This is a genomic window from Microvirga arvi, from assembly GCF_016892765.1.
In the GTDB taxonomy this organism is placed as follows: domain Bacteria; phylum Pseudomonadota; class Alphaproteobacteria; order Rhizobiales; family Beijerinckiaceae; genus Microvirga; species Microvirga arvi.
In genome coordinates, this window is sequence record NZ_JAFEMD010000003.1 from 123,346 (window position 1) to 144,023 (window position 20,678).

The window sequence follows — 20,678 nt, forward strand, 5'->3', positions numbered from 1 at the left end:
CATGGCAGCGTTGCGCTTCAACGTTCGGAGCGTCCTGCTCCTGCTGCCATGCGCTTTGCTTGTTGGTTTCTTCGTTTACGATCTCGGGGTATCCCTTACCGCGCCTGTCTGCCTTTCTCCCGCCAGTCTCGGCACAGGATGCCTTCCTTTGGGATGGGAAGGTCCTTTTTCCGACCACTGGGGCAACAGGTCGCGCAGCAATGCAGTCATCGATAGATCATTGAACCTCGGTTTTGGTTTGATGGTTTTCACAATCTGTTCAGCGCTGCTTTACAGGCGCAGCGCCGAACGTTCGAATCAATCTCTCATCGTCATGCTCCAGATCGGCTTGGTGCTTGCACTCCTGCTCAAGAGCACATTGTTGAACGAAGCCTCATGACGGCAGATCTTGACTGCCATGGAAGAGGCCCAGCTGCTTTGAGCAGCCTTCTCGTTCGGCATGCTGCTGCAGATGACGCTCAAACGATCTTCGGTTTCGTGTCAGGTCTGATCGAGGACCATCTGCCCGGTCAGGCACCCTGGACGTCGGCAGAGCGGATTGAGACGGACGGCTTCGGTCCCGATCCCCTCTTCGAGGCTCTTATCGCCGAGCGGGACGCTAAGCCTGTCGGCTTCGTGTCGTTTTTCCGCGGCTACGCAGGCTGGCGCGGCAAGCCGATGGGTATCGTTCATGCGCTCTATGTTCTGCCCGAAGAGCGCCGCACGGGAGCAGCGCGAGCGTTGATGGCCGCCGTTGCGAAGATCGCACTGGAGCGGGATTGGGTGCGTGTCGAGCTCTTCGTCGAAGAAGAGCGGCCTGCCATCCACTTCTATGAAGCGATCGGCATGCGCGATCTTCATCACCGGCACATGCGGCTAGACGGTGAGACGCTCGTGCATTTGGCCAACAACTGCCTTTGACTTCCTAATCGGATGCTCCACCATCTTCGCAAGCATTGCGAAAGAGAGAGGTCCGGAGTACCCCATGACCTACGAACTCTACTACTGGCCGACGATCCAAGGACGCGGCGAGTTCGTGCGGCTGGCCCTCGAAGAGGCGGGCGCCGACTACATCGACGTGGCGCGGGAATCCGAGGGCGTCGCCGTGATGCTGCGGATGATGGAGCATGCCGGGCATCCGCCTTTCGCGCCGCCTTTCCTGAAGGACGGCGAGACCGTCATCGGCCAGACGGCGGCGATCCTGCTGTATCTCGGGGCACGGCACGGGCTCGCGCCCAAGGACCCGGAAGGCGGTCTCTGGACGCACCAGATCCAGCTCACCCTCAGCGACTTCGTGGCGGAAGCCCACGACACCCATCATCCGGTCGGCGTCGACCTCTATTACGAGGACCAGAAAGGGGAGGCCCTCAAGCGCGCGAAGGCGTTCCGCGGCAGCCGCATCCCGAAATTTCTCGACTGGTTCGAGACGATCCTCGCCCGCAATCCTGCAGGCGAGAGGCATCTCGTCGGCAGGTCTCTCACCTATGTCGATCTCTCCCTCTTCCAGGCCGTCGAGGGCCTCTCTTACGCCTTCCCCAAGGCCACGGCCCGCGCCCTGAAGACATCGCCTCGGGTGGCGGCCCTGCATGATGCCGTAGCGGAAAGACCACGCGTCAAGGCCTACCTCGCAAGCCCGCGGCGTATTCCCTTCAACGAAGAGGGCATTTTCCGGCGCTATCCCGAACTGGATGGCTGAGCCGCAAGACCGAAAAACTTCACAGGACCAAGAATCTTGAAGCAGCCCCTTCCCCTACCTTTTGGTAAGCGCTATATTGTAACGTGATTATCAACGGGGCCTCATTTTGCCGGGATGTGGGGTGCCATCGCAGCTTCGCTCTGAAGCCTTCATGCGCCGCGGAATCCGCCGATGAAGCGGAAGGTAGCCGCCATCCTCGCTGCGGATATCGTCGGCTTTTCCCGCCTCATCGCGGAAGACGAGGATGGGACGCTGCAGCAGCTCGCGGCCTATCGCAACGTTCTGGACGATTTCGTGGCTCATCATGGCGGGCGCGTTTTCAATACGGCCGGCGACTCGATCATGTGCGAGTTCGACAGCGCGGTGGAGGCCACACGCGCGGCCATCGACATCCAGGACTACATGAAGGCGCAGAACCTTGCCTGTCCGCAGAACAGGCGGCTGCAGTTTCGGATCGGCATCTCGGTGGGGGAGGTGGTCGAACGCCAGAATGACCTCTTGGGCATGGCCGTCAACATCGCGGCCCGTCTGGAAACCCTTTCCTCCCCAGGCGGCATCTGTCTCTCGCGCGCCGTCCATGAGGCCGTTTCCGGCCAGATCGCCGTGCCGTTCATCGATATCGGCGAGCGGCAGGTGAAGAACATTCCCTTCCCAGTCCATGCCTTCACGATTGTCGGACCGGATGCGGGGATCACGGCGCAGCCGCCGCGGTCTCCCCTGCGGAGGCTGGCCCTGTCGGCGCTGTCGCTCGCGGGCGCCTGCCTGATCGTCCTCGTCGGCGCAGGAGGGCTTGCTTCGCATCGCCAGCCGTCAAGGCCGATGGAGCCGTTGGCGGCGAGCCGGGATTCCCGGGCTCCGGTTCGGCAATCCGCTCAGGCTCTGCTGCTCCCTGCCGATCCGATCGAGGTCTTCTCGCGGCTCGTGCAGCGCGGAGGACAGATCGAAGACCCGCACTCTGCGCCGGGCCTGTATCACAATGCCCTGCTTTTTGAGGCGAAGGGCGAGTCCATCGGTGCGCATCGCGCCTATTACACCCTGGCCCGGATGGGCCTGGACTTCGTCGATCCGCATCTGCGCTATGCGGCGCTTGTCCGAGCCCATGAAGGGCGCTTCATCGCGCGGCAGGTCTATGCCGAGTTGAACGAGGATGCGCCGACCCGCGCGACGGCCCTCGTCCATGCCCTGCAATTCGACGGCGCGGAGCGGAAGGCGCGGATCGGCGTCCTGATCGGGAAACATCCGGATTACGCACCGGCCTACTTCTTCCTGGCCGAGGAGTATTCGCAAGACAAGACCGGCAGCCTGCAGACCGCGCAGGACAGGCAGACCGAACGTGCGGCGCTCACCGAATTTCTGAAGGCGCACCAGGATAGCCGCCTGGCGCAGTTCTTCCTGGATCAGGCCGTCGCCGCCGACTGGATCGACAGAGCCCAAAGACGCCATGCGAGGCATGCGGTGTCGGCCGAGAACATTGTGGCGCTGCCGGCCTTCGAGCCCTAGTCCTGTTCAGTCGACGAAAGCATCGCGACACGCTCGATACCCTGGGCCGTATCAACGATGGGTTAGGACCTGCCCCTTTAGGATCTCTCCCCATAAAAGCCACATCAACCGTGATTGAACTGATGGCGATGCATCGTGCAGGCGACGTCGACCCGCAGCGTGGCGCGGTTGCCGCTGATCATGTCAGGAGCCGGCCATGAGTGATGAGAAAGAAGGGGTTGCCATCCGTCTCTGGCGCGACCGCGCGCAGCTGCGCGAGGAGGAGCGGAACGAGGCCCAGGCCCGCCTCCGCATCGCCCTGGAGAAGGTGGCGATCCTGATGGCCGAGAACGAAAGGCTCGAGGCTGAGAACAAGCGCCTGCGCGCCCTTCACGCGCCGGACACGGTCTCAGCCCGTGCCGAAACCGAGCTTCAGATGGAGGCCCTCAAAGGCGCGCTCCTGCCGCTGATCTCCCAACCGACCGGCCAGCTGAACGCCTGAGGGTCTTCAATCTGCTGGATCCTGCTGCACCGCACTGAGCCAAGCGGGGAGATCGCCTGCCTGAACCGACTTATCCACACGCCAAGCTTAGTCTTTCACTGGGCTGTCATGCCTAGGCATTAGGACTTGCCTTCCTGGATGATACACCATTTCATAGCATGGTGTTTGGAATGCTGCCTTGTGCTGACGCAACGTGAGGGCCCATCATGGCGAATGTCTGGATCAACGAGTTTCACTACGATAATGCCGGTACTGACACTGGAGAGTTTATTGAGATTGCAGGACTTGCCGGAACGGATCTGACGGGTTGGAAAATTATCGCCTTCAACGGCAATGGCGGCGCAGCTTACGCCACCCTCAATCTGACTGGGGTGATTGGCAATGCGACTGGGACTGGGCACGGATTCTTCAGCTTCACGGCTGCACAATTCACTCCGGCATCGGGCACCACTCCTGTGACCTTCCAGAATGGGAACACGGCTGGCACTGAGCCAGACGGCTTTGCCCTAGTTGATAACAATGGCAATGTCGTCGAATTCATCAGCTATGAGGGCGTGATCTCAACGACTTACAATAACCAGTCCATCACCAGCACGAATATTACGAATGGTACTGGGACTGGGGTGTTCGAAGACGGCACCGGAGCCGTTGGCGGCTCAATTCAGCGGCAGGGTACGGGCGACAGCTCGGAAGATTTCACCACTTGGGCGGTTTTCAATACAGCTGATACCGCTACTGCAGGCAATATCAACGCCGGTCAGACGTTCACCTCTCCCGATCCAACCCTCTCCATCGCGGCCACAAGTGCCGACAAGGCCGAGGGCAGCGATGGAACGACAACCGAATTCACCTTCACAGTCACGCGCTCATCCACTACAGGCTCACCAACCGCTACCTGGACTCTGGATCCAGGCCAGGCTTCGCTCAACGACTTCGTCGGCCCTCTCACCGGAACAGTCACTTTCGCCGACGGCTCGCCGACGGCGACGATCACGATCCAGGTTGCCGCAGATGCCGAGTTCGAGCAGGACGAGACCTTCTCGGTCACGCTGTCCGACCCGGTCGGGGCTACTATCCCCGATGGTTCGGCGACGGCGACCGGTCAGATCGACAATGACGATACGACCACAGACGAGATTCTTTCCATTTCCGCTACTCCTATCGTTCAGAATGAGGGCAAAGCTCCTGATTTCACAATCTACACCTTCACGGTCACCCGTGAGAACGGCGACGGCACGACAGAATTCACTTGGTCCATTAGGGGTCTTGGCGACAATGGCTTGACCCCTGAGGATTTCTTAGAGACGACAGACAAGGTGACCTTCGCTGAAGGGCAGACCGAAGCTGTTGTCCAGATTCGTGTCCGGGGAGACGCACGCTTCGAAGCCGACGAGCCATTCGAGGTCCGCATCAGCACCGAAAAGGCTGATGTTCAAATCCAGAATGACACCGCAAGCGGCACCATCACGAACGACGATCTGCAGCAGAGCTTCTCCATCGCGGCGACGAGTGCCGTGAAAGCCGAAGGGGATAGCGGCGAGACGGTGTTCACCTTCACCGTCACCCGCGCCAACTCGACGGGTGAAGCTGCAACGATCGACTTCGATCTGAGCGGCCTTGGCGGTGCGGGCCGGGCGACGAGCGACGATTTCGTCGATGCTGACGGAGGAACAATCCAGTTTGCTGCCGGCGAGACCACCAAGACCATCGAGATCAGGGTAAGGGGCGATACGACGATCGAGCAGAATGAGGCTTTCTCGGCCACCCTGTCTAATCCCAGCGAGGGCGTACTGGGCACTGCAACGGCGGGCGGGCAGATCGTCAACGACGACTTCCATCGAATCTATGAGATCCAGACGCAAAATCCCAACCGGGAATCAGTCCTCAACGGTCAGACGGTCACCACCACCGGCATCATCACCGGCATTCAGATGACCGGCACCACGCGCGGCTTCTACATCCAAGATGTGACGGGTGACGGCAATGCTGCCACCTCCGATGGCATTTTCGTGTTCATGGGATCGAACTGGACTCCGAGTTTCGAGGTCGGCGACGAAGTTGCCGTCAACGGCCGGGTCGACGAAAACTTCGGCCTCACGCGGATTGACGGTGGCACAACGAGCCGCGCTGCAACAGTTACCCTCATCGACAAGGGCAACGCTTTGCCTGAAGCGATTGTCATCGGCCCCAATGGGATCAAGCCGCCGACTACCTCCGTTGCAGAGGCTATTGATTTCTACGAAGCCTTGGAAGGCATGCGCGTCACCATCGAGCCGACCCGTGTGGTCGGCGCGACCAACAATTTCGGTGAGATCTACACGGTCATCGAGGGGGCCTACGATCCATCGAGCCTCAATGACCGCGGCGGCCTGTCCATCGCGCCGGGCGACTTCAACCCGGAGCGGATCCAGTTCGACAACATCCGCGATAGCCTCAACATGCCGATGCTTGACGTGGGCGCAAGGCGGGATTCCATCACCGGAATCATGTCCTACGGCTTCTCGACCTATGAGGTGCTGATCGGCACTTCACCCAAGGTGACGGCGCAATCGACCCTGCAGGCGGAAGTCACGAACGTGAGGGCCTCGAACGAGTTCTTCCTCTCGTTCGCCAATTACAACGTCGAGAACCTGGACATCAATGATGACGACGGCGATGCGGACGTGGATGGCGGCCAGTTCGCCAAGCTCGCCGACCAGATCGTCAAGAACATGGGCTCACCGCACGTTATCGCCCTGCAGGAGCTTCAGGACGACAGCGGCACCGTCGACAACGGCATCCTTTCCGCTGACATAACCTTGCAGAAGCTCGTGGACGAGATCGTCAAGGCGGGAGGGCCACGCTACAAGTTCGCCTATCTCAACCCCGAGGACGGAAAGGATGGCGGGGCAGATGGCGGCAACATCCGTCAGGCCTTCCTCTACAACGATGATGTGGTGGATCTCGTCCCCGGATCGCTTGAGCGTATCATCGATCCGGATCCCGCGGTCAACGACGCCTTCAATGCAAGTCGAAAGCCTCTTGTTGCGAAGTTCATATTCAATGGTGAGGAATATACCTTCATCAACAACCACTTGAACTCGAAGAACGGCGACGGCGCGATCTTCGGCACCACCCAGCCACCCGCTCTCGGCAGCCAGGCTCAGCGCATCGAGCAGACGAAGCTCATCAACGCCTATGTCGACGACCTGCTGGCGGACGATGCCAATGCGAACATTGTCGTCCTCGGCGACATGAACGACTTTTCCTGGAGCGACCCGCTCAAGACCCTCGACGGCACTTTCGGCGGCGGTCAGCAGGTCCTCTGGAACATGGCGGACGAGTTCATCGCCAATCCAGCCGACCGGACCGACTACGTATTCGAGGGTAATTCCCAATCACTCGACCACATCTATGTCTCGGCCGCCATGCGAGCCCGCATGGAAGCCCTGGACATCCTGCGCATCAACTCGGAATTCGATATCGAGCAGCGGGCGAGCGATCACGACGCCCTCGTGGCGCGCTCGACCTTCAAGATCACCCGTGCGGCAGCGGGCAATTCCACGGTCGTCGGCGATGATGGCAGCAATGCCCTGCTCGGCAACGGCGGCAACAATGTCATGAATGGTGGAGCCGGCCGCGATTACCTGCAGGGCGATGCCGGCAGCGACCTGCTGATCGGAGGATTGGGAGCGGATGGTCTCTTCGGCGGAGACGGCATCGACTGGGTTTCCTATGAAGGAGCGTCCACCGCGGTGCGTGCGAACCTAGCTGCGCCTGGCGGCAACACCGGGGAGGCAGCCGGGGACACCTATGGTTCCATCGAAAACCTGCTTGGCTCACGTTTCGCGGACGCACTGTTCGGCAATGCCGGAACAAACGTCATCGACGGCGGGCTCGGTGCGGATGTGATGAATGGCGGCGCGGGCGACGACGCCCTCATCGTCGACAACGCCGCTGACGTCGCCATCGGAGGCAGCGGCAGCGACACCGTGGCGACCTCGATCAACTTCGCCCTGGGCGGGGATGTGGAGAACCTCATCGCCACCGGCGCGGCGGCCCTGCAGCTGAAGGGCAACGGCCTCGCCAACGCGATCACCGGCAACGCCGCCGCCAACAAGATCCACGGCGGGCTCGGCAACGACCTGCTGCGGGGCGGCTCGGGCAAGGACGTGTTCGTGTTCGATACAAAATTGAACAAGAGCACGAACGTGGACAGGGTTTACGACTTCAAGTCCTCTGACGACAGCTTCTACCTGGACAATGCGGTGTTCACGAAGCTGGGCCCCGGCTCGGCATCCCGGCCGAAGAAGTTCACCAGCGACATGTTCGTGACTGGCACGAAGGCGCAGGACCGGGAAGACCGGATCATCTACGACAAGAAGACGGGCAATCTTTATTACGATGCCGACGGTACCGGTAAGATCGGGCAGGTGAAGATCGCCACGATCGTCAACAAGACAACCCTCAAGTTCGACGACTTCTTCGTCATCTGAGCGGCTGACGCTCGATCCCCTTACAGCGGAAGGCCCCGATCAATCGGGGCCTTTTGTTTTGAAGGCTGGGCTCAGGCCGCCACGCGGCCCATGGCTTCGTTCAGGCATTCCACCGTGACGCTGCCGCCCCTGGCGACGAGGCTGCAGCCCTTGGGCACCTCGCGCCAGCCCTTTGTCTTGTCGTCGATGGGCTCGGAGACGATGAGCAGGTTGCCGTCGTCCTCGCGGAAGTAGAGGGTCGGCGGCTTGGCGTCGCACGCCCAGCGATAGACCCAGAGGCTCTCGCCGTCGGTGAAGGCGGCGGTGAAGCGTAAGGCCTCCTCGATGCCGGCTTCGTCCATCAGGCGGCGCACCACTTTCAGCGTCCGCGCCATGGCCGTCACCGGCTCCTCGGCCAAGCCGTTGGCAAGCGCCATGAGGAAGATCGCTTCCGAATCCGTGGTGCCGAGGCGCCGGTCGTAGAGCTCGTCCGGGATCATCGCCTCGAGGCGCCGCTTGATCCGCCCGTAGCCGCCGATCTGGCCGTTATGCATGAAGAGGTAGCGGCCATGGGTGAAGGGATGGCAGTTGGCCCGGGTGGTCGAGGTGCCGGTGGAGGCGCGCACATGGGCGAAGAAGAGGCGCGAGCGCACCTGCTCGCACAGGCTCCTCAGGTTCTCGTCGGACCAGGCGGGGCGGACCTCCCGGTAAACGCCGGGCTCGCTGCGCTCGCCATACCAGCCGATGCCGAACCCGTCCCCGTTGGTTCCCGTCTTGGCCTCGACCGCGTGCAGCGACTGGTGCACGAGCGAATGGGCCGGGGCACAGACGAGTTCGTCGAGGAAGATCGGCTCCCCCCGATAGGCGAGAAAACGGCACATCGGTCTAAAAAACCCCCGGCACAGCAAGGCTTTGTAACGATGTTGTACTATCTTTGACTTATGGTGAATAGCCGGTTAACGGCCACGCCGTTGCGGCCGTGAAGCCGTTCCCATAAAAGCGGTCTTCCATCACTTGAAGAACGAGCCGGTCGCGCCGGCCTGCCGGGGACCTGTACGCATGCTTCGCCACTCTCGCCTGGCGCTCGCCGCCGCCCTGACCCTCCTGCCCCAGGCAGCCTTCGCGGCAGAGTTCGATGGCGCGAGCCTCGGCTTCGCATGGGCCCTGCCCTTCATCGGCATCCTCCTCTCCATCGCCCTGTTCCCGCTGCTGGCCTCCCATTTCTGGGAGCATCATCAGGGCAAGATCGCGGCTCTGTGGGGGTTTTTGGTGCTGGTGCCCATGGCTCTCGTCTTCGGGCCGACGACGGCAATCCACGCCCTCGCCCACACGGCGCTCCTGGAGTACATCCCGTTCATCCTGCTCCTGCTCGCCCTGTTCACGGTGGCGGGCGGCATCCTCGTGCGCGGCAACATCCATGGCGCGCCGGGCACCAACACGGTCCTTCTCGCCATCGGTACCGTGCTCGCCAGCTTCATCGGCACCACGGGCGCCTCCATGGTGATGATCCGCCCGGTGATGCGCGCCAACGACGACCGGCGGCACAACATGCACGTGATCGTCTTCTTCATCTTCCTGGTGTCGAACATCGGCGGCTCGCTCACGCCGCTCGGCGACCCGCCGCTCTTCCTGGGCTTCCTGCGCGGCGTCGACTTCTTCTGGACGACCACGCACCTTCTGCCGGAGACGCTGTTCGCCAGCATCCTCCTGCTCGCCCTGTTCTTCGTGATCGATCTGGTGATCTACAGGAAGGAAGGCCACGTGCGGCCCGATCCGACGCCGGACAATCCGGTGCGCGTCGTGGGCGGCATCAATTTCCTGCTGATCTTCATCATCATCGCCGCGATCCTCATGAGCGCCACCATGGATCTCGGACGGGTCACCCTGCTCGGCGCAGAGATCGAGCTGGCCAATGCTTTGCGCGATCTCATCATGATCGCGGTCACCATCATTTCGCTGAAAGTGACCCCGAAGGCGAACCGGATCGAGAACGGCTTCTCCTGGGGCCCGATCAAGGAAGTGGCGAAGCTCTTCGCCGGCATCTTCATCGCCATCATTCCGGTGCTCGCCATGCTGAAGGCCGGTGCGAACGGCGCCTTCGCGCCCCTCGTCGCCCTCGTGACCCATCCGGACGGCAGCGCCAACAACGCCGCCTATTTCTGGCTCTCGGGCGGCCTCTCGTCGTTCCTCGACAACGCGCCGACCTACCTCGTGTTCTTCGAGCTCGCCGGCGGCAACCCGCAGCAGCTCATGACGACCGGCGCGCTGACCCTCACCGCGATCTCGGCGGGCGCCGTGTTCATGGGCGCCAACTCCTATATCGGCAATGCGCCCAACTTCATGGTCTATGCCATTGCCCGCGAAGGCGGCGTGAAGATGCCGAGCTTCTTTGGCTACCTGCTCTGGTCCGGCGCGATCCTAATCCCAACCTTCCTCATCCTGACGCTGCTGTTCTTCAGGGCTTAAAAAATCCGTCATTCCAGACGCCTGTCAGGCGATCCGGAATCGCAAGCCGTATAAAGCACCACTCTCATCACGCGATCCCGGGTTCTGCTGCGCAGCCCCGGGATGACGGCAGACTAGGCGCCCAACCGATCCGCCACGTCCTCGGCGAGTGAGAGGCTGGAGGTCAGCCCCGGGCTTTCGATGCCGAAGAGGTGGACGAGGCCAGGCAGTCCATGCTCCGCCGGGCCGTCGATCATGAAGTCGGCGGCCTTCTCGCCCGGCCCGGTGAGCTTCGGGCGGATGCCGGCATAATCGGGCACCAGCGCCCCGTCAGGCAATCCCGGCCAGTAGCGGCGGATGGCGGCGTAAAAGCTCTCCGCGCGGCTCGGATCGACCTCGTAACCCTCCCGTTCGATCCATTCCACGTCGGGCCCGAAGCGCATGCGGCCCGACAGGTCGAGGGTGACATGGGTGCCCAGGCCTCCGTCGACAGGCGACGGATAGATGAGCCGCGAGAAGGCGGCTCTGCCGAGGCAGCCGAAGTAATTGCCCTTGGCGAGCACGAGCGGGGGCACGCGCGCGACCGGATAGTCCTCGGTTGCGCGGGCAAGGGCCTGCGCGCCGAGGCCCGCCGCGTTGACCACCGCGTCCACCATGATCCCGGCGGGGTCCGCGCCGCCGACCTGCACATTCCAGCCCGTTCCGCTGCGCACAAGACGCTCGGCCGGAGCATGGAAGGCGATGACGCCGCCGGCATCCTCCAGGTCGCCCTGCAATGCGAGCATGAGCGCGTGGCTGTCGACGATGCCGGTCTCACGGGACAGCACGGCCCCGGTGCAGGAGAGGTTCGGCTCAAGCCGCCGTGCCTCCTCGCCGGTCAGGAAGGAGAGGCCCTCGACGCCGTTCGCCAGCCCCTGCTCGTAGATGCCCTCGATCTTGGCCTGTTCGAGATCACCGGTGGCGACGATGAGCTTGCCGCATCTGGCATGCGGCACGCCATGGCTCTCGCAGAAGGCATAGAGCCTGCGGCGTCCTTCAACGCAGTGGCGGGCGCGGAGCGAACCGGACCGGTAATACATCCCGGCATGGATCACCTCGCTGTTGCGCGAGGAGATTCCGTTGCCGATGCCACCGGTCGCCTCCGCCACGATCACATCGTGTCCGCGCAGGCTCAAACGCCGCGCGACGGCAAGCCCCACCACGCCGGCGCCGATGACCAGAACGTTGATGGCTGCCTCCTGCGAAGGATTTTAGAGGCGCTTGCCCGTCCGTTCGTCGAACAGATGCACGAGGCGCGGATCCGGCGTGATGCGGATCTGCTGGCCGGGCTTGGCGTCGACGCGTTCGCGGAACACGCCCACCACGTCGGCGCCGGCGAATTTCGCGAAGACCTGTGTCTCCGATCCGGTCGGCTCGATGACGGCGACTTCGGCCGGCAGGCCGTTGGCCTCGTCCAGCATGAAATGCTCCGGCCTGATGCCGTAGACGACCGGCTGCCCGTCCGAGGCCGCGGGCGCATGGGTGACCGGCAGGACGGTGCCGTCCTGCGCGACGAAGCGGCCGCCCTGCAGATGCCCCTTCAGCATGTTCATGGCGGGCGAGCCGATGAAGCCCGCGACGAAGAGGTTCGCCGGCCGGTCGTAGAGCTCGAGCGGCGCGCCGATCTGCTCGACCACGCCGTCATGCATCACCACGATCTTGTCGGCCATGGTCATGGCCTCGATCTGGTCGTGGGTGACGTAGATCGTGGTGGTCTTGAGCCGCTGATGCAGGGCCTTGATCTCCGTGCGCATGGCCACCCGCAGCTTGGCGTCGAGGTTGGAGAGCGGCTCGTCGAAGAGGAAGACCTGCGGGTCGCGCACGATGGCGCGGCCCATGGCGACGCGCTGGCGCTGGCCGCCGGAGAGCTGGCGCGGATAGCGGTCGAGGAACTTGGTGAGGCCGAGAATCTCGGCGGCCCGGTCGACCCGCTGCTTGATCTCGGACTTGGGCGCCCGCTTCAGCTTGAGGGAGAACCCCATGTTGTCCGCCACCGTCATGTGCGGATAGAGCGCGTAGTTCTGGAACACCATGGCGATGTCGCGCTCCTTGGGCGGCACGTCGTTGACCACCCGCGGGCCGATGCGAAGCTCGCCGCCGGAGATGTTCTCCAGGCCTGCGATCATGCGCAGCAATGTGGACTTGCCGCATCCGGACGGCCCGACGAGGGTGACGAACTCCCCGTCCTGGATGTCGATCGATACGCCCTGGATGACCGATACGGGTCCGAAGCTCTTCTGGATGTTGCGAATCTCGACCGAGGCCACAGGGCTTCCCTCCAAATCGTCGTTGACCGGCACCTTTGGCCCGGCCGGATCATCGTAGGCACCTGCAGGAACGGGTCAAGCAGGCAGGCCGCTTCTTCCCAAATGAGCTAGCTTGAGCTCGGAAGATCCGACGGCAGATCCGCCTCCGGAGCCAGGACCTTGCCGGGGTTGAGGATGTTGTGCGGATCGAGGGTTCTTTTCAGCGTTCGCATCAGGTCCAGGGCCACCGGGTCCTTGTAGCGCGCCAGCTCGTCGCGCTTGATGAGGCCGATCCCGTGCTCGGCGGAGATCGAGCCGTTCATGCCGTCCACGATGTCATGAACGATCCGGTTGAACCGCTCCCATTGGCGTAAGAACGCCGCCTTCTCCATGCTGACGGGCTGGCTCAGGTTGAAGTGGATGTTGCCGTCCCCGAAATGCCCGAAGGCGCAGACGCGCACGCCGGGCATCGCTTCCTCGCAGGCCTGCGTTGCGGTGACGATGAAATCCGCCACTCGGGAGACGGGCACGGCGACATCGTGCTTGATCGACCCGCCCTCGAGCCTCTGCACGTGGGCCAGGCTTTCCCTTAAGGTCCAGAGTGCATCGCCCTGGGCCTCGCTCGCGGCAAGGACGGCATCCTCCACGATTCCCGCCTCCAGCGCCTCGCCCAGGACCCTTTCGAGACGCTCGCGCAGGTCGATCCCGGGATCGGGCGACGACAGCTCGATCAGGGCATAGGCCTCGTGCTCGCCTGCAAGCGGACGGACGGCACCGGCGGCGTGCCTGAGAACGACCTGCAAGGCAAAGCGCGGCATGAATTCGAAGGCCGTCAGCTGGTCTCCCGTTCGCTGGCGCAGGCGCTCGAAAAGATCGAGCGCCGCATGGGGGGAGGCGCAGCCCACGAAGGCCACGGTGCGGGCCTTCGGATGGGGAAAGAGCTTCAGCACGGCGGCCGTGACGATGCCGAGCGTTCCCTCCGAGCCGATGAAGAGGTTCTTGAGATCATAGCCCATGTTGTCCTTGCGCAGGCCTTTCAGCCCGTTCCAGATCCGCCCGTCGGCGAGCACGACCTCGAGCCCGAGAACGAGGTCGCGGGTATTGCCGTAGCGCAGCACGTTCACACCGCCGGCATTGGTGGCGATGTTGCCGCCGATCCGGCACGAGCCCTCGGAGGCGAGCGACAGGGGGAAGAGGCAATCCGCCTTCTCCGCCTCGTCCTGCACCGCCTTCAGGATGCAGCCAGCCTCGACCGTGATGGTGGCGTTGAAGGGATCGACCTCGCGGATGCGGTCGAGCCTTTCGAGCGACAGGACGATGCCGCTGCGCGGAACGCCGCCGCCCACAAGGCCCGTGTTGCCACCCTGAGGCACGATCGCGACACCGGCTTTCGCGCATTCGCGAACGACGAAAGCTACGTCTTCCGTGCTGCCGGGACGGACGACGGCCATCGCCGTGCCGCGATAGAGCTTCCGCTCCTCGACGAGATAGCCTTCCATGGCAACAGAATCGCGGATGACCTGCTGGTTGCCCAAGCGCTGGGACAGGCTGTCGAGCAGTTCGAGGTGGGTGTCGGGCATCGGGAGCACCAAAAGAAAAAGGCGGCCAGAGGCCGCCTTCTACACGATTTCAGCGCATCGTGCGGAAAAGTGGATCCGGTTTTCCGGTCCACACGATGCGCAAGTTAAGAATGAGCATCGGATAGATCCCAAAAGTGCATTCCACTTTTGGGTCCGATGCTCGAGAAGAGATAACTCTCAGGCTTTAGGCCGCGATCGAGGTCTGCGGCCCTGCGGAGCGCACGTCGGAATCCACGTGACCTTCGAAGCGCTTGAAGTTCTCGTTGAACATATCGATCAGGCGCTTGGCGGTCTCGGCGAACTCCGCCTTGTTCTGCCAGGTCTTCACCGGATACAGGATGTGCGGCTCGACGCCGGGCACCGAGGTCGGCACCGCAAAGCCGAAATAGGGATCGCGGCGGAAATCGGCGCGGGAGAGCGAACCGTCGAGGGCTGCGGTGAGCAGACGGCGGGTGACGCGGATCGGCATGCGCCGGCCCACCCCATACTTGCCGCCGGTCCAGCCCGTGTTGACGAGCCAGCAATCCACATGGTGCTTGGCGATGAGGTCGCGCAGCAGGTTGCCATAGACGGACGGATGCCGCGGCATGAAGGGTGCGCCGAAGCAGGTGGAGAAGGTGGCCTCCGGATCCTTCACGCCCTTCTCCGTGCCCGCCACCTTCGCGGTGTAGCCGGAGAGGAAGTGGTACATGGCCTCGGCCGGAGTCAGCTTCGCGATGGGAGGCAGGACGCCGAAGGCATCGCAGGTGAGCATCACGATGTTCTTCGGAATGCCGGCGCGGCCCGTGGCGCTCGCGTTGGGAATGAAGTCGAGCGGATAGGCGCAGCGCGTGTTCTCCGTCCTCGAGGCGTCGTCGAAATCGGGGATGCGCGTAGTCGGATCGATCACCACGTTCTCCAGCACCGTGCCGAAACGCTCGGTGGTCGAGAAGATTTCGGGCTCCGCCTCGCGGGACAGGCGGATGGTCTTGGCATAGCAGCCGCCCTCGAAGTTGAAGACGCCTTTCTGGCCCCAGCCATGCTCGTCGTCGCCGAGCAGGATGCGGTTCGGATCGGCCGAGAGCGTGGTCTTTCCGGTGCCCGAGAGGCCGAAGAACACGGCCACGTCGCCCTCCTTGCCCACATTGGCGGAGCAATGCATGGGCATGACGTTCTGCGACGGCAGCACGTAGTTGAGATAGGTGAAGACCGACTTCTTCATCTCGCCCGCATAGGACGTGCCGCCGATAAGCACGATCTTGCGCTTGAAGTCGCAGGCGATGACCGTCTCGGAGCGGCAGCCGTGGCGGGCCGGATCGGCCTTGAAGGACGGCAGGTCGATGATGGTCAGCCCCGGCACGTAATCGGCGAGCTCGCCCTGCTCGGGACGGATCAGGAGGTTGCGGATGAAAAGGGAGTGCCAGGCATATTCCGTGAAGACCCGCGCCTTGACCCGGTAGGCCGGATCGGCGCCGCCGTAGAGGTCCTGCGCGAACAGCTCCCTGCCCTCGGCATGGGCGAGGAAGTCGGCTAGCAGGGTGTCGAAGTGGCCGGGCGTGATGGAACCGTTGTTGTCCCACCAGACGGTGCTTTCCGTGGTCTCGTCGCGCACCACGAACTTGTCCTTGGGCGAGCGGCCCGTATGGATCCCGGTCTCGGCCAGAAGCGCGCCACCCTTCACGAGCTTGGTCTCGCCCCGCGTGAGGGATTGCTCATAGAGCGAAGGCGCCTCAAGATTCCAGTAGACCCGTTTGAGATTGCGGAGGCCGGAGGCCTCAGCGCCCTGTGCGCTGTTGAAGACGCCGATATTTTCCACGGAAGACTTCTCCTGATTGCCAGTCACCGCGCAGCCGGATGTGCCGCCGTCCGATGGCCGTCACTTGGGGTGGATCAAACAATGCGGCGGAAACCGTACCGTCTCGCTTGAACATAGAACCTTCTTTAGGTCAGCTGACGGGACCGTCAACTCAAGTCGTTTCATCGCATTCTATTTTCGCCGAAACCAGATCTCAATCACCCGCTGTTCCGGGGATTTTCAGGGTTTGGGAGGGTTCTTTCGTATGATTGACAGCTTCTCCCAGCGGAAATCCCGGTTTCTCAGAGCGGGACTGCCTGCGCGCTTTGCGCCAGGGGCAACCTTTCCATTCCGTAAGAGTGCGTCCATCCCCGGTTGAAGCGACAGATCCTAGACCCCACTATCAGGACCACCCCTGGTCCTCGCCCAGGGGAAAACCATATTCATGCCACGAGAAAGGCGCAGTTGGGGACATTTTAAGGCCCTCTGCGTTGTCAGACGAGACACAGTAGCTGACTTTCGTCCGTGCCAAGCTAAGGAAGAGTTCATGCCAACGATCGCCCTTGTCGATGACGATCGCAACATCCTGACCTCTGTTTCCATCGCCCTCGAGGCGGAGGGCTACCGCATCCAGACCTATACGGACGGGGCCTCGGCTCTGGACGGGCTCAAGCATGCCCCGCCGGATCTGGCCATCTTCGACATCAAGATGCCGCGCATGGACGGCATGGAGCTGCTGCGCCGCCTGCGGCAAAAATCGGACCTTCCCGTGATCTTCCTGACCTCGAAGGACGAGGAGATCGACGAATTGTTCGGCCTCAAGATGGGCGCCGACGACTTCATCCGGAAGCCCTTCTCGCAGCGTCTCCTGGTCGAGCGCGTGAAGGCGGTGCTGCGCCGCTTCGCCCCCAAGGACCAGAGCGCCCCAAAGGAAGCCGATCCGAAGGCCCTGGAGCGGGGTCAGCTCAAGATGGATCCGGAGCGCCATGCCTGTACCTGGAAGGGCGAGCCGGTCACCCTGACCGTGACGGAGTTCCTGATCCTGCAGGCTCTCGCCACACGCCCGGGGGTGGTGAAAAGCCGCAACGCGCTCATGGATGCGGCCTATGACGATCAGGTCTATGTGGACGACCGGACCATCGACAGTCACATCAAGCGCCTGCGCAAGAAGTTCAAGTCGGTTGACCAGAGTTTCGAAATGATCGAGACCCTTTACGGCGTGGGCTACCGCTTCAAGGAAGGCTGAGCCCATTGAGGGCTCAGGCAGCCCGGCGCGCAACCTGGAAAGACCGTCATGGTCCGGTGCCTTCCATCGGGTCATGAGTCAAGCGAGTGGCATGAAGGCTGACCCCATCCACGCCGAGGCGGCATTCGACGATCCGCCTGCCCCCCATGGCGTCCTGGCCCGGCTGAAGCATTTCGGCCGCATGCTGGTGCAGCGCGCCTCGTCGAGCCTGACGCGCCGGATCGTCGTGCTCAACCTCGCCGGTCTGGTGGCCCTGCTGATAGGCTTCCTCTATCTCAACCAGTTCCGCGAGGGCCTCATCGAGGCGCGGGTGCAGAGCCTGCTCACCCAGGGCGAGATCATCGCCGGCGCGATCGCCGGTTCCGCGACGGTGGAGACCAACACCATCACCATCGATCCGGACCAGCTGCTGCAGATGCAGGCCGGAGAGACGGAGCGGTTCAACGACGAATCCCTCTCGTCGCTCGAATTCTCCATCAACCCCGAGCGCGTCGCGCCCCTGTTGCGCCGGCTGGTGACGCCGACCAAGACCCGCGCCCGCATCTTCGACCGGGAGGGCATGCTTCTCCTCGATTCCCGGTCGTTCTATTCCCGCGGCGACATCCTGCGCATGGACCTTCCTCCCGTCGCCACCGTGGAGGACACGATGACCGCCATGGAGCGCACCTGGAACAGCATCCGCAAGATGTTCCGGCGCACCAAGCGCCCTGTGCTAGAGGAGGCGGGGCCGATCAACGGCAAGTCCCTGGCAGAGGTGCAGCAGGCCTTCGGAGGCCAGCAGGCGAGCGTGGTGCGCGTCAACAACCGCGGTGAGACCATCGTGTCGGTGGCCGTGCCGATCCAGCGCTTCCGCACGGTTCAGGGCGCGCTCCTGCTCTCGACCCAGGAAGGCGACATCGACGCCATCATCGCCTCGGAGCGCTTCGCCCTGCTCCAGGTCTTCCTGGTGGCCGCCATCGTGATGATCGTGCTGTCGCTGTTTCTCGCCGGCGCCATCGCGGGTCCTGTCCGGCGCTTGGCGGAAGCGGCCGAACGGGTGCGCTGGGGCACGAAATCGCGCCAGGAAATTCCCGACTTCACCGGCCGCGCCGACGAGATCGGCCACCTGTCGGGCGCCCTGCGCGACATGACCAGGGCGCTCTACAACCGGATCGACGCCATCGAGAGCTTCGCAGCGGATGTGGCGCACGAACTGAAGAACCCGCTCACGTCGCTGCGCAGCGCCGTGGAGACCCTGCCGCTCGCCCGCAGCGATGATTCCCGCCAGCGGCTCCTGTCGATCATCCAGCACGACGTAAAACGCCTCGACCGGCTGATCAGCGACATCTCGGACGCCTCGCGCCTCGATGCGGAGCTTGCCCGCGCCGATGCCGAACCCGTGGACATGGTGCGCCTGCTCGAGGCGGTGGTGTCGGTGGCCAACGAGCGCCGCCAGGAGCACGACGCGCTCATCACGCTGAATATCGACAATGCGGCCAAGAACCGTGACGCCTTCCTGGTGCTCGGCCATGACAGCCGCCTGGGGCAGGTCTTCAACAACCTGCTCGACAACGCCCGCTCGTTCTCGCCGCCCGACGAGGCCGTCAGGGTGTCCATGCGCCGGCGCCGGAACGAGGTCGAAATCCTGGTCGAGGACAGGGGTCCCGGCATCGAGCCCGATGCCCTCGACCGCATCTTCGAGCGCTTCTACACCGACCGGCCCGAACAGGGCTTCGGCCAGAATTCGGGCCTGGGGCTGTCCATCTCCCGCCAGATCATCGAGGCCCACCGGGGCACGATCCGGGCCGAGAACCGGCTTGGAGCCCCCGACGAGAGCGGCGAGCCCAGCCGTCTCGGCGCCCGCTTCGTCATCCGCCTCCCCGTCGAAGGGGCCAGGGCCCGGAAGGACCAGGGGAGAAAAGGCAAGGACCGGGTGAAGCGCGAGCGCGAAGCGGGGAAGGCAGAGCCTTGAGCGACGCGCAGACCATCCACGCGGGCTGCGTGCTCGTCGGCGAGGCCGGGCTGCTGATCCGCGGCGTGTCGGGCTCCGGCAAATCGACCCTGGCCCGTGAGGTGCTGTCCTGCATCCGCCAGGTCGGCGGCTTCGCCCGGCTTGTCAGCGACGACCGGACCCGTATCGAGGCCCGGCACGGTCGCCTCGTGGCCTCTCCGGTGAAGCCGCTTAACGGATGCATCGAAGTGTTCGGCCTCGGCATCGTCCGGCAGTCCCATGAGCCGGCTGCCGTCATCCGCCTGGTGATCGATCTCTGCGAGAGCCTGCCGCGCTATCCGGAAGAGCTTGACAGGCATGCTGCCCTCTGCGGCGTCATGGTCCCTCGCGTCCGCATGCAGGCCGGGGCAGTCTCGGCGGACATCGCCTTGGGCTGCCTGAGTGGTGTTTGCGACACGGTAGTGACACTGTGATGAACTTTTCGACTCAATGCACTTGCGCTTGGCTTCGCGGTGCACAAAATAGCGGCTCCGCTCTCGGAGCGTTCGGACCTGTAACATTATGATTGGAATGGTGCTCGTCACCCACGGGCAGCTCGCGACGGAATTCAAGGCAGCGCTCGAGCATGTGGTGGGACCCCAAGAGCAGCTTGAAACCATCACGATCGGCCCCGAGGACGACATGGAGACACGGCGCAAGGACATCATGGATGCCGTGTGCCGGGTCAATTCGGGGCAGGGGGTCGTGGTTCTGACGGACATGTTCGGGGGCACCCCCTCGAACCTCGCCCTGTCGTGCATGAATGGCGGCTCCGTCGAGGTGGTGGCCGGCATCAATCTGCCCATGCTGATCAAGCTCGCCAGCGTCCGCGACGAGGAACCCTTGAACGACGCGGTGTCCCACGCCCAGGAAGCGGGGCGCAAATACATCAACATCGCCTCGCGCGTGCTCTCGGGAAAGTAACCAGCATGGACGGCTCCCTCGATCAGGACTGCCCCCCGGTCGTCGTGCCCGAAGGTGCCCTGGTGCGGGAGCTGCCCATCATCAACCGCCGCGGGCTGCACGCCCGCGCCTCGGCCAAGTTCGTCCAGACCGTCGAGCGCTTCGATGCCGACGTGACCGTCACCCGCTGCGGCGAGACCGTGGGCGGGCGCTCCATCATGGGCCTTCTCACCCTCGCAGCCGCCCAGGGCACCACGATCACCGTCACCGCCAAGGGGGCCGACGCCTCGGCCTGCCTGCAGGCCATCGACGATCTTCTCGCCAACAGGTTCGGCGAGGACGAGTAGGCTCCAAGGGGTTCCCCCG

General features: G+C 63.4%; 17 protein-coding genes. 12 read left to right on the forward strand and 5 right to left on the reverse strand.

Annotation, left to right across the window (positions count from 1 at the left end):
* Position 1 precedes the first annotated feature (1 nt).
* The 6 genes from ILT44_RS02970 (at position 2) to ILT44_RS02995 (ending at position 8,131) form a co-directional block, all read left to right on the forward strand.
* Positions 2–379 (forward strand): hypothetical protein, encoded by a 378-nt coding sequence (locus tag ILT44_RS02970; protein ID WP_204238075.1) that lies wholly within the window; start codon positions 2–4, stop codon positions 377–379.
* Positions 380–417: 38 nt separating this feature from the next.
* Entirely contained in the window at positions 418–900 is a 483-nt protein-coding gene (locus ILT44_RS02975; protein WP_204238076.1) for a GNAT family N-acetyltransferase, read from the forward strand.
* A gap of 64 nt (positions 901–964) precedes the next feature.
* The gene (locus tag ILT44_RS02980) at positions 965–1,675 is read left to right on the forward strand and encodes a glutathione S-transferase (protein WP_204238077.1); all 711 of its coding nucleotides are present in this window, start codon (positions 965–967) and stop codon (positions 1,673–1,675) included.
* A 171-nt stretch (positions 1,676–1,846) separates the two neighbouring features.
* On the forward strand, positions 1,847–3,175 hold the full coding sequence (locus ILT44_RS02985; protein WP_204238078.1) for an adenylate/guanylate cyclase domain-containing protein: 1,329 nt from the start codon (positions 1,847–1,849) through the stop codon (positions 3,173–3,175).
* Positions 3,176–3,371: 196 nt separating this feature from the next.
* Positions 3,372–3,656 carry a hypothetical protein gene (locus ILT44_RS02990; protein WP_204238079.1) on the forward strand — a complete coding sequence of 95 codons (285 nt, stop codon included), beginning with the start codon at positions 3,372–3,374 and terminating at the stop codon, positions 3,654–3,656.
* A 206-nt stretch (positions 3,657–3,862) separates the two neighbouring features.
* Positions 3,863–8,131: a DUF8508 domain-containing protein gene (locus ILT44_RS02995; protein ID WP_204238080.1), complete on the forward strand. Its 4,269-nt coding sequence runs from the start codon at positions 3,863–3,865 to the stop codon at positions 8,129–8,131.
* 71 nt (positions 8,132–8,202) lie between these two features.
* Here the strand turns inward: ILT44_RS02995 and ILT44_RS03000 are convergent, their stop codons facing one another.
* Positions 8,203–8,991: a class II glutamine amidotransferase gene (locus tag ILT44_RS03000; protein ID WP_204238081.1), complete on the reverse strand. Its 789-nt coding sequence runs from the start codon at positions 8,989–8,991 to the stop codon at positions 8,203–8,205.
* Between the two features lie 178 nt (positions 8,992–9,169).
* Here ILT44_RS03000 and ILT44_RS03005 point away from each other — a divergent pair, with 178 nt between their 5' ends.
* On the forward strand, positions 9,170–10,576 hold the full coding sequence (locus tag ILT44_RS03005; RefSeq protein WP_204238082.1) for a sodium:proton antiporter: 1,407 nt from the start codon (positions 9,170–9,172) through the stop codon (positions 10,574–10,576).
* A gap of 113 nt (positions 10,577–10,689) precedes the next feature.
* Here ILT44_RS03005 and ILT44_RS03010 read toward each other — a convergent pair whose 3' ends face one another.
* The 4 genes from ILT44_RS03010 to ILT44_RS03025 all read right to left on the reverse strand — a co-directional run bounded on the left by ILT44_RS03010 (position 10,690) and on the right by ILT44_RS03025 (position 16,215).
* The gene (locus tag ILT44_RS03010; RefSeq protein ID WP_307826299.1) at positions 10,690–11,784 is read right to left on the reverse strand and encodes an NAD(P)/FAD-dependent oxidoreductase; all 1,095 of its coding nucleotides are present in this window, start codon (positions 11,782–11,784) and stop codon (positions 10,690–10,692) included.
* 21 nt (positions 11,785–11,805) lie between these two features.
* The gene (locus ILT44_RS03015) at positions 11,806–12,861 is read right to left on the reverse strand and encodes an ABC transporter ATP-binding protein (RefSeq protein ID WP_204238084.1); all 1,056 of its coding nucleotides are present in this window, start codon (positions 12,859–12,861) and stop codon (positions 11,806–11,808) included.
* A 107-nt stretch (positions 12,862–12,968) separates the two neighbouring features.
* Complete coding sequence (locus ILT44_RS03020; protein WP_204238085.1) at positions 12,969–14,420, reverse strand: FAD-binding oxidoreductase; 1,452 nt, start codon at positions 14,418–14,420, stop codon at positions 12,969–12,971.
* A 184-nt stretch (positions 14,421–14,604) separates the two neighbouring features.
* Positions 14,605–16,215, reverse strand: a complete 1,611-nt coding sequence (locus tag ILT44_RS03025; RefSeq protein ID WP_204238086.1) for a phosphoenolpyruvate carboxykinase — start codon at positions 16,213–16,215, stop codon at positions 14,605–14,607.
* Between the two features lie 526 nt (positions 16,216–16,741).
* On the opposite strand from ILT44_RS03025, the gene ILT44_RS03030 reads away from it, so the two are divergent.
* The 5 genes from ILT44_RS03030 to ILT44_RS03050 all read left to right on the forward strand — a co-directional run bounded on the left by ILT44_RS03030 (position 16,742) and on the right by ILT44_RS03050 (position 20,659).
* Positions 16,742–17,440: a response regulator transcription factor gene (locus tag ILT44_RS03030; RefSeq protein WP_204238087.1), complete on the forward strand. Its 699-nt coding sequence runs from the start codon at positions 16,742–16,744 to the stop codon at positions 17,438–17,440.
* A gap of 91 nt (positions 17,441–17,531) precedes the next feature.
* Complete coding sequence (locus ILT44_RS03035) at positions 17,532–19,391, forward strand: sensor histidine kinase (protein WP_204238088.1); 1,860 nt, start codon at positions 17,532–17,534, stop codon at positions 19,389–19,391.
* Positions 19,388–19,843: an HPr kinase/phosphorylase gene (locus ILT44_RS03040; protein WP_204238089.1), complete on the forward strand. Its 456-nt coding sequence runs from the start codon at positions 19,388–19,390 to the stop codon at positions 19,841–19,843. Before ILT44_RS03035 ends, ILT44_RS03040 begins: the two co-directional genes overlap by 4 nt.
* Positions 19,844–19,931: 88 nt before the next feature.
* Positions 19,932–20,333 carry a PTS sugar transporter subunit IIA gene (locus ILT44_RS03045; RefSeq protein WP_239467859.1) on the forward strand — a complete coding sequence of 134 codons (402 nt, stop codon included), beginning with the start codon at positions 19,932–19,934 and terminating at the stop codon, positions 20,331–20,333.
* Positions 20,334–20,338: 5 nt separating this feature from the next.
* Complete coding sequence (locus ILT44_RS03050) at positions 20,339–20,659, forward strand: HPr family phosphocarrier protein (protein WP_204238091.1); 321 nt, start codon at positions 20,339–20,341, stop codon at positions 20,657–20,659.
* Positions 20,660–20,678: the final 19 nt, after the last annotated feature.

What these genes read in the sequence shown, in the direction of transcription:
- ILT44_RS03045 (WP_239467859.1), top strand. Translation starts at nt 19,932, where the DNA reads ATGATTGGAATGGTGCTCGTCACCCACGGGCAGCTCGCGACGGAATTC.
- ILT44_RS03000 (WP_204238081.1), bottom strand. Translation starts at nt 8,991, where the DNA reads ATGTGCCGTTTTCTCGCCTATCGGGGGGAGCCGATCTTCCTCGACGAA.
- ILT44_RS02995 (WP_204238080.1), top strand. Translation starts at nt 3,863, where the DNA reads ATGGCGAATGTCTGGATCAACGAGTTTCACTACGATAATGCCGGTACT.
- ILT44_RS02990 (WP_204238079.1), top strand. Translation starts at nt 3,372, where the DNA reads ATGAGTGATGAGAAAGAAGGGGTTGCCATCCGTCTCTGGCGCGACCGC.
- ILT44_RS02980 (WP_204238077.1), top strand. Translation starts at nt 965, where the DNA reads ATGACCTACGAACTCTACTACTGGCCGACGATCCAAGGACGCGGCGAG.
- ILT44_RS03005 (WP_204238082.1), top strand. Translation starts at nt 9,170, where the DNA reads ATGCTTCGCCACTCTCGCCTGGCGCTCGCCGCCGCCCTGACCCTCCTG.
- ILT44_RS03020 (WP_204238085.1), bottom strand. Translation starts at nt 14,420, where the DNA reads ATGCCCGACACCCACCTCGAACTGCTCGACAGCCTGTCCCAGCGCTTG.
- ILT44_RS02985 (WP_204238078.1), top strand. Translation starts at nt 1,847, where the DNA reads ATGAAGCGGAAGGTAGCCGCCATCCTCGCTGCGGATATCGTCGGCTTT.
- ILT44_RS03030 (WP_204238087.1), top strand. Translation starts at nt 16,742, where the DNA reads ATGCCAACGATCGCCCTTGTCGATGACGATCGCAACATCCTGACCTCT.
- ILT44_RS03035 (WP_204238088.1), top strand. Translation starts at nt 17,532, where the DNA reads ATGAAGGCTGACCCCATCCACGCCGAGGCGGCATTCGACGATCCGCCT.
- ILT44_RS02970 (WP_204238075.1), top strand. Translation starts at nt 2, where the DNA reads ATGGCAGCGTTGCGCTTCAACGTTCGGAGCGTCCTGCTCCTGCTGCCA.
- ILT44_RS03050 (WP_204238091.1), top strand. Translation starts at nt 20,339, where the DNA reads ATGGACGGCTCCCTCGATCAGGACTGCCCCCCGGTCGTCGTGCCCGAA.